This window comes from Shimia sp. SK013 (assembly GCF_001292625.1).
Taxonomy (GTDB): domain Bacteria; phylum Pseudomonadota; class Alphaproteobacteria; order Rhodobacterales; family Rhodobacteraceae; genus Shimia.
Window position 1 is genome coordinate 1 of sequence record NZ_LAJH01000005.1, and the last position, 14,154, is coordinate 14,154.

10 protein-coding genes, 1 tRNA gene and 1 pseudogene are annotated in these 14,154 nt (G+C 54.6%); 6 read left to right on the forward strand and 6 right to left on the reverse strand.

What is annotated here, in order from left to right; genetic code table 11:
- The 3 genes and pseudogenes from SHIM_RS20080 to SHIM_RS00310 form a co-directional block, all read right to left on the reverse strand.
- Nucleotides 1-138 (reverse strand): annotated as a pseudogene (locus SHIM_RS20080) (IS5/IS1182 family transposase); the annotation flags it as partial.
- Nucleotides 139-359: 221 nt separating this feature from the next.
- Nucleotides 360-435 (reverse strand) — tRNA-Ala (locus tag SHIM_RS00305).
- A gap of 96 nt (nucleotides 436-531) precedes the next feature.
- The gene (locus SHIM_RS00310; RefSeq protein ID WP_054000631.1) at nucleotides 532-855 is read right to left on the reverse strand and encodes a TIGR02300 family protein; all 324 of its coding nucleotides are present in this window, start codon (nucleotides 853-855) and stop codon (nucleotides 532-534) included.
- A gap of 109 nt (nucleotides 856-964) precedes the next feature.
- On the opposite strand from SHIM_RS00310, the gene SHIM_RS00315 reads away from it, so the two are divergent.
- Both SHIM_RS00315 and SHIM_RS00320 read left to right on the forward strand, forming a co-directional pair.
- The gene (locus SHIM_RS00315) at nucleotides 965-1,654 is read left to right on the forward strand and encodes a M48 family metallopeptidase (protein ID WP_054000632.1); all 690 of its coding nucleotides are present in this window, start codon (nucleotides 965-967) and stop codon (nucleotides 1,652-1,654) included.
- A 42-nt stretch (nucleotides 1,655-1,696) separates the two neighbouring features.
- Nucleotides 1,697-2,350, forward strand: a complete 654-nt coding sequence (locus SHIM_RS00320) for a GntR family transcriptional regulator (RefSeq protein ID WP_054000633.1) — start codon at nucleotides 1,697-1,699, stop codon at nucleotides 2,348-2,350.
- A 119-nt stretch (nucleotides 2,351-2,469) separates the two neighbouring features.
- On the opposite strand, the gene SHIM_RS00325 is transcribed toward SHIM_RS00320, so the two are convergent.
- A complete protein-coding gene (locus SHIM_RS00325; RefSeq protein ID WP_054000634.1) occupies nucleotides 2,470-3,795 on the reverse strand; it encodes an MFS transporter in 1,326 nt (441 codons plus the stop codon).
- A 387-nt stretch (nucleotides 3,796-4,182) separates the two neighbouring features.
- Here SHIM_RS00325 and SHIM_RS00330 point away from each other — a divergent pair, with 387 nt between their 5' ends.
- From SHIM_RS00330 to SHIM_RS00345, 4 genes are all read left to right on the forward strand, one after another.
- Entirely contained in the window at nucleotides 4,183-5,295 is a 1,113-nt protein-coding gene (locus SHIM_RS00330) for a zinc-binding dehydrogenase (protein ID WP_054000635.1), read from the forward strand.
- 813 nt (nucleotides 5,296-6,108) lie between these two features.
- Nucleotides 6,109-7,023, forward strand: a complete 915-nt coding sequence (locus SHIM_RS00335) for a hypothetical protein (RefSeq protein ID WP_152926351.1) — start codon at nucleotides 6,109-6,111, stop codon at nucleotides 7,021-7,023.
- A gap of 48 nt (nucleotides 7,024-7,071) precedes the next feature.
- Complete coding sequence (locus SHIM_RS00340) at nucleotides 7,072-8,295, forward strand: hypothetical protein (RefSeq protein WP_054000637.1); 1,224 nt, start codon at nucleotides 7,072-7,074, stop codon at nucleotides 8,293-8,295.
- A 578-nt stretch (nucleotides 8,296-8,873) separates the two neighbouring features.
- A complete protein-coding gene (locus SHIM_RS00345; RefSeq protein WP_152926353.1) occupies nucleotides 8,874-10,778 on the forward strand; it encodes a hypothetical protein in 1,905 nt (634 codons plus the stop codon).
- A 976-nt stretch (nucleotides 10,779-11,754) separates the two neighbouring features.
- Here the strand turns inward: SHIM_RS00345 and SHIM_RS00350 are convergent.
- Both SHIM_RS00350 and SHIM_RS00355 read right to left on the reverse strand, forming a co-directional pair.
- Complete coding sequence (locus SHIM_RS00350) at nucleotides 11,755-12,789, reverse strand: serine hydrolase domain-containing protein (protein ID WP_193749834.1); 1,035 nt, start codon at nucleotides 12,787-12,789, stop codon at nucleotides 11,755-11,757.
- 287 nt (nucleotides 12,790-13,076) lie between these two features.
- Nucleotides 13,077-14,108, reverse strand: a complete 1,032-nt coding sequence (locus SHIM_RS00355; RefSeq protein WP_054000640.1) for an extracellular solute-binding protein — start codon at nucleotides 14,106-14,108, stop codon at nucleotides 13,077-13,079.
- Nucleotides 14,109-14,154 lie beyond the last annotated feature (46 nt).

A 14,154-nucleotide genomic window follows, 5' to 3' on the forward strand; every position in this document is an offset into this window, starting at 1 on the left:
GCCGCGCTTGCCGCTCGGCGGCGGCACCCAAACCATCCCAGGATCAAACCAGATCGACAGCGATCCGCGTCGCTTCAAGCTGTCATTGTAAGCCGACCAGTTCATGGTCTTGTACTTTGTAGGGGCCCAACTACTCATGCCCTCAAGCTGGATTCCAAAGATGAATCCCTCGACCGATTTGTGCAACAAAGCCTATCAGCGATGTCGTTGGGGACGACTGCACGGTGATAATAGACCGCTCCTCGGCGGTATAATCGGGGGTGTCCGGGCATCTTTTCCAGAGCCTTCACTGTAACACCACGTTCTAGATACCCTTATAAACAAGGGTATTCAAGCAAATCAACACGTTATGAAGAATTTGGTGGAGCCTAGGAGGATCGAACTCCTGACCTCTTCGCTGCCAGCGAAGCGCTCTCCCAGCTGAGCTAAGGCCCCATCAATCAGACCTCTCAGCCTGTGCGCGCCTGATTAGGCGTATTCAGAGGCGGGTTCAAGCAAAAAAATCCCGCCTCCGATAACTTTGTGCAACGATCAGCTGTCGTCGTCTTCGGAGGCCACGTCTGCGATCTCTTCCAACGGAACGTTGTCGTCTTCTTCGTCGTCATCCAGAACATCGTCATCGATTTCTAGATCTACGTTTTCATCATCCTCAAGCACCTCATCGGAGGTTTCGAGGTTCTTGGCTTTGAGCGTCGCCGCATCTTCGGCATCAGCCGCGATCATGCGGCTCTTGCCAGCTTCTACTTCGACCACGTCGCCCGTGTAGGGGCTAACGATCGGGTTCTTGTTCAGGTCATAAAAGCGCTTGCCTGTGGTTGGGCACACACGCTTGACGCCCCATTCTTCTTTGGGCATGGGAAATCCCCTTTGAATCGGTTGTGTCTCTCTCGACGGTCTGCGGCAACTGCCATATGAATGAGGCCGTGTCAAAGGGGTTTCGCCCGAACCCGCCCAAGGAGGGCCAATGTCGCAACATATCTTCCCCGGAAACCCACCTTTGTCGGTGGTTCTGCGCCATTCGACCCGAGCGCGCCGGATCAGCCTTCGGGTGTCCCGTCTTGATGGGCGGGTGACGCTGACAGTGCCCAAAGGCGTGCGGGACAGCGAAGCGTTGAACTTCGCACGCCAAAAGGAGATGTGGATTCGGGCGCAATTGGACAAACAGCCGATGCAGGTTCAGATCGCCCCGGGGGCAGAACTGCCTGTGGGCGGGCGTATGCGGCGTGTGGTGGCCGGCGCGGGGAAGTCGGTGGTGCTGGGGGTTGATGAGATCGCGGTGCCCGGTGATGCGGCGCGTGCAGCCGCGCGCGTGCAAGGCTTTCTGCGAGAGCTGGCGCGCAACCGGCTGGCGGAGGCGGTGGATCATTATGGCGCCCGCTTGGGACGCCATCCGACCCGATTGACGCTGCGGGACACGCGGTCACGGTGGGGATCATGCAGTTCGGCCGGGGCGTTGATGTTTTCATGGCGATTGGTGATGGCCCCCGAGGAGGTGCTGGATTACGTCGCGGCCCACGAGGTGGCGCATCTGACAGAAATGAACCATTCCAAGGCGTTCTGGGATCAGGTCGCACATATTCATGGCTCCTATCAGGATCAGCGCAATTGGTTGCGTGATCAGGGACAAGATCTGCACCGGTATCGCTTTGTGTGACGGCGCATTGACCTTGGTGCCATTTGTGATCACACTTGCACCATGATCCCCACAAACCGCGCCCAGCAAGACGTTTCCACCTCTGCACATGACCGCGTGTATCGCGCTTTGCGCGCACGCATCATGTATGGGGAAATGGCGCCCGGCGAAGCGTTGACGCTGCGCGGGATCGGCAAAGAATTTGACGTGTCGATGACCCCGGCACGGGAGTCGGTGCGGCGGCTGGTGGCCGAGGGCGCGCTGTTTCTGTCGACTTCGGGGCGGGTGTCCACGCCGGAGTTGAGCAACGAGCGTTTGGAAGAGCTGGCGGCCTTGCGCGCCTTGATTGAAGTAGAACTGGCAAGCCGGGCTTTGCCGCGTGCGCATATGGCGTTGATCGAGCGTTTGGTGGCGATCAACAACACCGTATCGGAGGCCGTCGCGCGGCGGGATGCCGTGGGGTACATCCGCGCCAACCTTGAGTTCCACCGCACGCTGTATCTGCGGGCGCAGGCCCCTGCGATGCTGGCAATGGCAGAGACAGTGTGGCTGCAACTGGGGCCAACCATGCGCGCGCTTTACGGGCGGTTGCGGCGGACGGAACCGCCGACTCAGCATAGGTTAATTATTGCCGCGCTGAAGGCCGGAGACGAGCCCGGATTGCGGCTTGCGGTGCGCTCTGACGTGACGCAGGGCCTGCGTTTGCTGGCCAGTTGAGCCAGCGTTAACTTTTTCAAATATTTTCAAAATGGCTGTCTGTTTCACGGCTGCATGACGTCGGTATCGCGACGGTGCGATTTTTGAGTCGGGCGTTTGTGAATGCAACGCCCGGCGGTTTAACCGTGCGTCGGCCAGACGTGGTGTTCGTCGTCGATGACAAAGGCGTGGCTGTGGCGGCGTCCACCGTGTTTGATGACGTGCGGATGTGTTGCCGGCAGGTCGGGATGTTCGTGTTCGATCTCGGCCTCGGTACGCGGCCAGAGCAGACGGCCTGCGAAGGTGGCAAGCAGGGCCAGACCCCCCATGATGAGCAATGAGGTGCCAAGCCCAAAGCGTGCCCCGCTCCAACCGGCCAGCGGGTAGGTCACAAGCCAGCAGGCATGGCTGAGCGCGAAGTGCGCGGTGAACACGGCGGGGCGGTCACTGGCACGAGCCGAGCGGCGCAGCAGACGACCGGAGGGGGTCAGCACGGCGGAGTAGAGAAAGCCGGTGAGCAACCAGAGGCCAAGAACCAGCGACCAAGGAAGAGGGCCGAAGGCTGTCAGGCCGATGCCATGCGCCAGCGTCACGGCGGAGAGAAGAAAGGCGGCAGCGGTCATAACAGGCCGGTCCGGGACTTCGTCCAGAACGCGGGGGAGAGACAGCGCTGCGAGCATGCTTCCGGCACCGAAGGCGCCCATGGCCACCGCGAGCCCGCTTTCACTTAGACCGTAGGTGTCGCGCGCCAAAACCACGGTGTTGACCAACACAAAGGCGCCCGCAGAGGCGGCTGCGGTGTTGAAGGCCAAAAGCCCACGCAAACGCGGAGTGGCGAGGTAGATCCAGCTGCCACGGGTGACGCGTTGCAGGAAAGGCCGCTGGGTGTCGTCGGAGCGGGCGGGCAGCGGTGTGATCCAGATCAGGAGTGTCGAAAACAAGAAGCCGAGCGCGGTGCCGACAAACAGGCCGCTGTAGGAGATCAGCAGCAACAGCACACCGGCAAGCGCGGGCGACAGCAGGTTTTCAAGGTCATAGGCCAGCCGTGACAGGGACAGGGCGCGGGTGTAGTCGGCCTCGTCTGTCAGAACGTCCGGAATCGTGGCCTGAAACACCGGTGTGAAAGTGGCTGAGGCGGCTTGCAGCAGAAAAATCAGCGCGTAGACCTGTGTGATGGTTTCGACAAACGGCAGGCAGAGCGCCACACCGAAGCGGATCAGGTCAGCCGCGATGAGCACCGCGCGGCGTGGCAATCGGGCCACCAGAGCGCCCATGATCGGGGAGAGGCCGACATAGGCCACCATCTTGATGGTGTAAGCCATGCCCAGAACCGCCCCCGCCTTTGGGCCAGCGAGGTCGTAGGCCAGAAGGCCAAGCGCAATGGTCAGCAGACCGGTGCCGATCAGGGCAACAACCTGAGCGGCGAACAGTCGCGAGAACGTGGGGTGTTTGAGGATCGCCAACATGTGGCCAGAGTAGCGGACGTGGGGCGGGCTTCAAGCGGGGAATGGAATGATGTTGCCGGCAGCTTTGTGGACCGAAATCGACGTTGTTTTTGGGATCGGATGATCGTCGCCAATCAATTGCCGAAGTGGCCAAGATTTGTTTGATTTAGGAAAGCGGACATTCAGCCCAACCGGTCCGGAGAACCAGACTGTGGACCGGGGTCGCAATCGCAACATATTTGTTGCCCCAGCAGTGGGAGGTGTGTTCAGTGTCGGTGATTGCCGCTGACTGAGGCTTACTCTTTTCGATAAAGAGCCGTGGAGCCGACGTGGCTTTCAGCCCATACGGCCGGGTCTTCGATCCGAGCGCACCTTAATACCTTGATCACGCAACTTGGAGAAATCGACATGAGCACCACCGGCAAACAGTTATTCACGACGCTAGAAAGCAATGGCAGGCTCACCGTGGCGATCGAGGACGTGACCTTTCCCGATCCTACCGGCAATCAAGTCCTTGTGAAAATGGAGGCGGCACCGATCAATCCGTCGGATCTCGCCATACTAACCGGGGCCGCCGATCTTGAAAACGCCGAATACTCGCCTGGTAAATACGTCGCCACCATGCCAGAACCGTTCAATGCGGGATCCAAGGCACGGCACGAGATAAAACTTCCTGCGGGCAATGAAGGTGCGGGAACCGTCGTCGCGACAGGGGACGGGGACATGGCCAAATCGCTGATGGGGCAACGTGTCGCTTGTGTGCCGGGTAATGCCTATAGCCAGTATTGTATCGCCGATGCCAAAATGTGCCTGCCACTGGGGGACTACTCGTCCGAGGATGGAGCAAGCGCCTTCGTCAATCCCATGACTGCGCTTGGGTTTGTGGAAACCGCGAAAATGGACGGGCAGAATTCCATACTGCATACGGTTGGGGCCTCCAATTTGGGGCAAATGTTGACCAGAATTTGCAACGAAGACGGCATTGGGCTGGTCAACCTTGTACGCAAGGAAGAGCAGGCCAAATTGCTACAGGAGCTCGGCACGACCCATGTGGTCAACACAGCGGCTGACACATTCATGAGCGACCTCCGCTCAGCGATCGACGATACCGACGCCTTCTATGGGTTTGATCCGATTGGCGGCGGAAAATCGGTCGACACTGTTTTTAAAGCCATGGAGCAGGTCGCGGTCAAAAAGATGACCGAGTATTCGCGCTACGGGTCCAACACGCAGAAGCGCATGTTCATCTATGGGCGCCTGGACGTTGGTCCGACGCTCCTTTCGCCAAGCTATGGCTTTGGCTGGACCCTGTCAGGATGGCTTTTGTTTCCCTTCATGCAATCGGTGGGCATGGAAACCGTGGGACGGATGCGCAAGCGTGTGTTGAAGAATCTGACGACAACGTTTGCCAGCCACTACAAGAAACGGGTTAGTCTCGAGGAGATGCTGACAAAGGAAGCCGTAACCGATTATCGCGCAATGAAAACTGGTGAGAAGTATCTGGTTATGCCTTGGAAATAACGGCTTGAACTGGATTTCGAGGCGCCAACTCGGGTGACCGCGGGGGTGGCGCAGGCCATGAGCCGCCCCACGTGCTCTCGCTCGGCCCATCGCGCCCCTTTCAAAGCCGAGATGCGGTGCGAGGGCGAAGGTAGTTGCACCCCGACGCGTTCCATGAGATTCGCGAGGTCCGCTGGATGCCTGTTGTCAGCGCCAGAGCGGACCCGTCTTGGATCGGCTTTCGTTTGCGCAGCATTTGAAATACGGGCGGATTACGGACATTTTCTGCGTTTGCGAAAACACCGAGTGAAGGCGACAAAAGCAACGGTTCAAAGAAAGCAGACGAGGAACAGTCGCGTGACTGAATTCGATACGCCATTTTCCGAACTTTAGAGGCAACCGAGACCCCCCGCGTTGCCCTCGATCCCACGTCTCAGATTTTTGGTTTTCTGTGAATATTTTATTGCCAAAACTCCCCGACAGGCTCCGTCTTTCCAAACACCTAAAAGGTGTGTCGATCTGTTGAAGCCGCCCCGCTTAGCTGGTGTGTGCCGAGTGATCCGGCCAGAAATTCAGTGTGGCCGCAAAGGAGAATTTCGTAAGCAGTAATATTCATTGCCAGGTTCAGCTTTTACTGTCACGCTAAAACAGATCCGCAAATTCAACTGTAGGGTTTGTTGAGTGTAAGACACTTAGGTAAGCGCTGTTTCCGGTTCGCAAAGTCACGGTCTTACTCCGAGAAATTTTAAGGAGACGATTGTGAAGAAACGCACTGCAATGGGAAAGACCTCGCCAAAAGACCCGCATCTGACACCCAATGACGCCAAACTGGCTTTGGATGATCTTAAATCATTTTTGCCGACCCAGACCAAGGCGCAGGCCATTTTCGAAGATCTTGGCGTGGACGTTGACCCCTTGTTTAATGCGGGAAAAGACACCACCAAACAAGCCGATAAGCTGGGCAATGACCTGGAGGAAATTGACGCGCTGTGGACAGCGTTGACCAATGACAAAACCGACGACAAGGCTGTTTTGAAAGACATCGATGTTCTGATCAACGATGCGGAAAAAATCGAATCCGACATAGGGTTGTTTCGCAAGTCCACCGTCAAGTTGGACAACGAGGCCAATACACTGATGCGCAAAATCGGCACGGCACAGCAAGCATTGAAAAAAAGAGTACTGGACGACAAGGCCGACATTCTGGACGCGGAAAATAGCATGACAAGGCTGGAAAATAAACAATCAGAGGTCGACGATGGGAACTGGTTGGAAAAATGGAACAACAGGGTTTCAATCCCTTTACCCGACAGTGGCGGTAGTGGGAGCGGGTTCCTAGATGACGTTGGCAGTGGGATTAGCGGATTTGGCGACAGCATCTATTCCGCATTGGGCGGTGATACCGCTGCCGAAAAGCGGGCGAAAAAACGGGATATCCAAGTCGCCATTAATAACCTTGAGATAGAACAGCGAAAGCTGGAAAAAAAGCGCGATGATGTTGTGCAAGAACAAGTAACCGTTCAGAGCGAGCTGACCATGGTCGGGCATGTCGACAAGGACGCTGCGACGCTGCAAAATCTGGCGAAAACCATCAAAGAAAAATTGATCGAAGCCAAAAACGCACTGGAGGCGGAAAAAGCCAAAGGGGTGAAGTACACCTCGATCGCCCAGATCCGAAAATTCTACGAAGACCGTATTGGCGAAGACATGAAAGAGCTTCACCAATGGTTGAAAGTTTTTCATTCCTGATTTTTTGACACCCCCACTTTTCCCAAACAGACATTTTAAGGATTGAACATGGCTGACGGCGCACCAAATTTGGCTGACTTTGAAAATGCGATGGATGGCTTCGAAAAATTCATCACCGGCGACAAATCCAAAAATCACGACGGCATGCGAGAAAATTGGATCTACCTTCAAATGTTCGCAACCTACGGCATTCGATTACCATTTACTGAAGCCGATCTAAAAACCAGCTTTCTGTTTGCCGAGAAAGACACCGCTTTGGTAAAAGGAAAAAAGCTAAAGGATACAGATTTTGCGTGGCTGCCCAGCCTGTCGCTGGCCTATACTGGCGTCAATAAATCCAGCAGATTTTTCCATGATACCGTCTTGCAAAACATGATTGATCTCTCGTCTGGGCTGACGATCTATTCTGACGAGAGCGGCGGCAAGGGAAACGAATTCGAACTGTTGATCGAATTGATGGACGGTGGCGAGGATGAACACAATGCGGTTCTGGACATCCTAAAAACCCGAGGAGACAAGGCCCGGGCCAATTCAGTATTGGCCAAAACCGTTTTGGAAAATCTAAAAGAGTATCATGCAAAACTGATTGTGAACCAAACCGCCGTGCAAGCTTCTCACAAGGAGATCGCCAAAGACGAAAAAGTTTCGGACGATGCGATCAAGCTGTTGGACGGCGATGCGGATACCGACGGCTCCATCAAAAATATCATGGCCAAAATCAAGCATGATAAATCTGTCATTGAACACGACAAGCTGATGCTGGAAACATCCGCAGCCTATGCCTGGGCGACGATTGTCGGGCTGATCGCAGCGGCGACAGTTTGGGGAGTTTACGGCAAGGAATGGAAAGAGATGTCGGACGACATCGATCGGCTGGACGGCAAATTGAAATCCGCGAACGAAGATTTAAGCCGCGCGATGGCGGTGCACGCGGTCAACACACAAGCAACAGACAGTTTGGAAAAATTGCTTGGCCATCTGGTCGTTGCCATCGAAAAGTCCGATGCAGTGCACAAATCGTGGAACGGAGTGGTTCAGGGAATTGATTACCTGTCGGCGCAGATTTCAGGATCAATGAAATCCACCGGACCAACGGATGACAAGCTGCGCAGCAACCGCCAGGTAAAACACTATATGAAGCACGCCGCTGAAAAGTGGACGGCCCTGAAACCGATAGTCGAACAGGTCAGCGATAATATTATTATCAGCGTTGATCCAACCGAGCTCAGCCTGAAAGATATGGCCGCCAGAATTCGTGCCGGTGACAAATAGTTTCAGCCCAAAATTTTTCAAAGGCAATTTTCATGCAAAATCTAGAATCCCTTTTCTCTGATCGCAAAGTCAAAAGCTGGGGCGTGCTTGCGTTCCGGTCGGTGACCGTTGACGGGATCGCACGCGCGCCCGTGCTGCACGCCAGCAAACTGATCGGGGAATTTGCATCGCTTGATCCCGACCCTTTGGACAAAATCTGGTACATATATTGCGACCACTTGATACTGGATGCGCCTTTGGAAATCACATCGGACGCCATTGTCTTCGCCCGCACTGTAGAGATTGAAAATGGCGGACATCTGCTAGTCAACGGCCCGTTGGAGCAAGTTGACATCATCACGCAATTCGTCGCAACCAAGGGAAAAGCGGCCAAACTTACCCTTGTCAGTGGAGAAGCAGGGCAAGCCCGACACGACATCACGGCTGACGGGTCTGCGGGTGCAATGGTTGCCGTTCTTCAGTCAAAAAAGGGTATCGTTCAGAAAGACTGGGCAGATGCCAAAGATGAAATCTCTGATCTGACCGACGGGTTAGAACACGGTGAAATTTTGCACCAAGGATTGGTGACCAGCTTTCAGTTGGCGATCATGACTGACAAATCAGAACCTGAAATCGCCGTTGATCAATTACACTGGATCGACACAATTGCCGCCTCTCGTGCCGCGACGATGACATTGGCTGCGCAATCGCGCACGCAAATCTGTTGGTTGGCCGCAACATTGCAGGGCACAATCATTGTGCCTCCTTTGGCTTTCACGGAATATTCGGACTCTGCAAAGGCCCAAATTGCGGCGCTTGAAGCGCAAAACACAGAGTATGAAAACTGGGTCGCATTGCGGAGCAACGATGCAAATTGGGTCAAAAACGCGAGACTTTCTGTGGCCCTGTCTGGGAACGAGGCAAGTCTTTCACAACAGCTTGAGGAACGCGCTGAGACCGCGTTTAAAAGCGCAACTATTGCTTTGGGCGCATCCTCGAGACAGATGGCGAAACTGGATCAAAATTTTAGCCATGCCCGCAATGATTTTGACGCCGGCGTAAAGATCTGGAAACGCGACCAGCAAATTAAGGCAACAATCGATCTGATAAAGAGCCTCATCAAATTAGGCACGGATATTGCGGCTATCGCTGGTGGAGGCGGTGAAGGCGCAGGTGCGGGGGCCGGCGCAAAAGCTGGCGAAGCGGAACAGATCGAGGGGGCCGGCGAAGCGGAACAAATCGAAGGCGAAGGCGAAGGCGTCGAAGGTGCCACGGGCGAAACTGAACAGACCGGTGATTCAGCGACCAAAGCGAAAAAGGACGGCATGACCACCAGCAGAATGAAGGATATTGGCAAAAGCTTGCCAGGTATTGGCGGTGACGTTGTTGATGTCGCAAGCAAGGTGCAAAAATTCGCACAGATCAACGCCACTGCAAACCAATTACACAAAATGGCTGGTGACACCTATGAGCAAGTGGAAAAAGGCGAAAGCGAAAGCATCACATTTGCACCGCTCAAAGGATTAAATTTTGTCACGGGAGGGGAGCAAGTCTGGAAGGCGCTTTCGATTTCAATCGACGACATGTTTGATCGCAACAAAAGCACACTGGATGATATTGAGGGCGGTCCCGAATTTTGTGTGGCGTTCAAACAATTGGTTGCCGGCGCGCAAGCGTTTTGTTCGGTCAAACTTGCAGTCGCAAAATCTCAGAACGCAATGGCCGAAGCAAAATTGCGCCAGCAGGCAGCCGACCGCGCTTTAAAACTAACGGAAAATTATTCGGGTGAATTACAGGCAGAACAAAGTTTGGTTCAGCAGTTTGAGCAGGCTGCATTTGGGCGGCTGTTGGATTCAAAACGAGCCGTCTATTTGGAACTGGAAAATTATCAGCAGGCAATTCGGTATTTCACTTTGGACTTGTCATTGGATATTCTGCCATCTTTGACTGCAACAGTTCCGGAATTTGCCGAAACCGGCGGTGCTATTGCGGGGTACAAACTGGCTTTTCCAGAAGGCGTGACCGCGGGCGATCTAGGCGACACAAAAATCACATTTCATGTCGAGGAAAGCATGCGATCTGCCGATGGCAGTTTGCTTTTGCCAATCGGGCTGGACCAACCTGAGTTGAAATTGCTTGCGCAGATCCGTTTGGATTCCATTCACCTTGAGTTGTTTGACGCGGACGAAAAGAAGATCCGCGTCGATTTCATGCAGATTATTGCAAATGGAACTTATCTGGATCGATCTACTAAGAATGAAGTTTTCAAATTTACGGGGCATGCGGCCGAACGCGACATGACTTTTGATGCGGCGGGAAAAATGAATTTGAAAGGCTCGCCTTACGGCGCCTACAAACAAGTGATCTTCAAGCCAACGCCGTTCACTCTTTGGAATTTGAGGGTGGATGATCCCGATGCTTTGGCCAAGATTAGTAAAGTTGAATTCTATTTTTCTGGCGAAGGTCATTTGTTGGTGCCGGGCCAGCCTCAAACATACGCGTAGACATGTTTGTTGCCTTTAGAACTACTCGTCAAAATTGCCCCCTTCACGCGAAGTTTGTGTGCAATTTTGACATTTCTAATTTCAATGCGGGGTGATCGACGAATAGCGTTCTGGGAAATCATCTGTGGCAAGTTCCGTACCGCGAGATGGGTCATCAAACAACAAGATGCCGCCGCCCTCTGCTGAGTTAAGCCCACTAAGCCCGCCTACCGTTTTGGCTTATCGCGCCAGCTGTCAAAGGCGGTGTTGATGTTGATGTCACCGGCGCGGGTTAGGGAGCAGCAACGCGACGATCATCGAGCTCCTCGCGACAGATCGATCGATTTATTGCAAACGCCGCTTCCTGCGCGTAGCTGCCATCCTATGTGGACGGAACACAAGCCAGCGTACTCGCAGGATTGGCGGCAAGCGACCTGAGCCGCCCCTACGACCTTTGGCGCATAGACGAAACCTGTTTCGCCAAGGAGACTGACTATCGGGGTTTGTTCCGTGAGTGGTAGAACCTGTCTCGACCGCCCGGCCAACCCCAACGCGCTGGGCGGTCATCACAAACTCGAACACAGCAAGCCGAGTATACTCCCCGAAGCATGAACGGCCGGTTCAGTGATGCTGCGGTGCGGTGACGGACAGTGCGTTGAAAGTCTCCTGTGGGCCGGGTCTGCCATAAAAAGCGGAGATGCTTTGCAACTTTGAAAAGGTCGCTATCTGCGCACAACCGCCACTAGGGTGCTTGGCGGGTGCCGGAGAGACAGGCGTGTGCCCATCGAGGTCGGCTGTCAGCCCATAGCGGCACCTGAGTTTTGCGCCTTCCACGTCAAATTGGGAGGGTATTTACAGGAGGTCTCCCGAGAGTCTGTTCGCATTCTTGGTAAAAGAGATTGTAAATCACGTTGCCAACTTTATCCGACAGAAAAAAGTAGAGCACAAAATTGGCAGCTGGGTTTCCATCGATATCGGTTTCTGACTGCGGGGCGGTTTAATTGAGATTTTGGACGATCGTCTCGCAAGCCCGCACCGCATCGTGGCTAAAAGACGGTATCAGATAGTCCGGCCAGCTCGACATTTTGACAACAAGAACACCGGCACTTTGGTCAATGTAGATCAGTTGGCCAAATACGCCGCGCGCCATGAACACGCCGTTTTCTACGTCATGGGTCCACCAGAAACGCCGGTACGCGCCATTGGGCGACAACAGCGTGTAGGGTGACTTGAATTTGGACGGGTCGGCACCTTGGCAAATGCCCTCGATCCATGCCTGCGGAACGACTTGGTGTCCTCCGACGCGTCCGCCGTCCATCACCATTTTGGCAAATCGTGCATAGTCGCGCAGGGTCGCGTTAAACCCACCATCCGCCAGCGCGGTACCCGCGTCATCTACTGTGAAAAACCCACTGTGTTCGCAACCTATCTTCTGCCAAATACGGCTCGAAAGAAGCGACGCTAAATCATCGCCGCCGACACGTTCCAGCGCCCATGCGATGACATCCGTTTCGATGGACCGATAAGAAAAACTCTGCCCGTGGTCTCTCTCCTTGGGCAAGGTAAGGATGACATCACGAATGGTGGGTTTGATTTCGCCCTCGCGCACCGGCCGCCACCCCGAAGCGATATCAATCCGGGTCATGTCGCTGTTGGGCAGGCCATAATCTTCGGTAAAGCGCGCACCCGACAGCATATCCAGTGCTTGGTCGACCGTGCAGCCGCTATAGCCGCACTCGCCCAGCTCGGGGACGATGTCTTGCAGCGGTTGTGCTAAGTCCAGCAGCCCCTCACCATGTAGGACCCCAGCCAAAGTGCCGACCAGAGATTTTGAAACGGATTGCCCCAAATGGGCCGTGTTGCGCGAGAAGTCATTGGCGTAAAATTCGTCGACAATTGTGTCGCCCTTCAGGACGAGAAGACCATCTGTGTAGCTCTCCCAGATCCAATCCTCGACCAGTAGATTTTGTCCAGAAAAAGAGGTGAAGGACAGCTGAGAAATGTCCTGTCTGTTGTCCGCGAAATTGCGCACAGCGCCGCTGCCGGATCGCACATCCACAGTTGGGAACAAACTCCGCATGTTTTGGAAAGACCAACGGTTAAACGGCGCCAAATCCCAGTTGTCCAAAGACGGGCGCTTTTCTGGCGGCGGAGGAAACCCCTGCATGATGCCAATCTCGCGCGCAGTCTTGGGCCGTTGCCTGACGGATGTTGGATGCATAGTCCACGCTTTCGCACGGTGACTCAGTCGAGAGCCACATTTTTAAGGGAAAGGCGGCGGCCTATGCGGCCGCCGGTGTTGATTGAACGGGGGAAGCGTTACTGCTTCAGGCGTGTCCAGACCTTGTTGTAAAGCGCCACAACATCCTGATCGCAGGGTTTGACAAAATCCGGCACCGGCGCGTCAGCTGGCATCACGATTTCAGGCGCTTCCAGCATCTCTGCATCCATGTATTTTTCCGACCCAAGAACACCATTCGCATAGCGGGCAAAGTTCGAGGTCATGGCGGCGTTTTCCGGATCCATCATGAAATTTACAAACAGCTTGGCGTTCTCCATGTTAGGGGCATCCGCCAGCACGGCCACGTTGTCCATCCAGCCGGTAAAACCTTCCTTGGGATAGGCATACTTCAGGGTTGGGCGATCGGTGCGAGCCCGCATAGCAGCCCCATTCCAGCTCTGTGACAGGTCCACGTCTTTGGACGTCAGTTTTTCGATCACCGCATAGTCCATGGTGCGCCAGTCAGCTTTCGCCTTGAGCAGCAGATCCAACAGCTCTTTCATCTGTTCGGGATTGGAGTTGCAGCGCGGGTGTCCAAGGTAACGCAGGCCAGCGTTGATCACATCGTTCATGTCGTTGAGCATGTTGACGCGGCCCTTTAGCTCTTCTGGTGCGTCAAAAATGAGACCAAGGGTGTTGATGTCGCCATCGTAAATGGCGCTGTCGACTGTAAAGCTGGTGGTGCCCCACTGATAGGGAACCGAATACTTGCGACCGGGATCCCAATAGACATCCACCCAATTCGGATCCATGTTCTTGAAATTGTCCATGTCGGCTGCGTTGATTTCGGCCAGCAGGCCTTCTCCCACCATGATTGCGATCATGTAATCGCCGGGCACAACCACGTCGTAACCGGTGTTGCCCTCCTGGACTTTCGCCAGCATGGTTTCATTGCTGTCATATCCGTCCAGTGTCACCTCGATGCCGTGCTGGGCCTCGAATTTCTTGATCATCTCAGGGTTGGTGTAGTTGCCCCAATTGTAGATGTTCAATTTGCCTTCGGCATGGGCTCCCATGGCGCTCAGGGCGACGACAGATGCGACTGCCGCTTTCAGAAAAATGTTGTTCATTTTAGTCCTCCAGTTGGTTGTCGTGCCCCGCTTTTTGCGGGTTTCG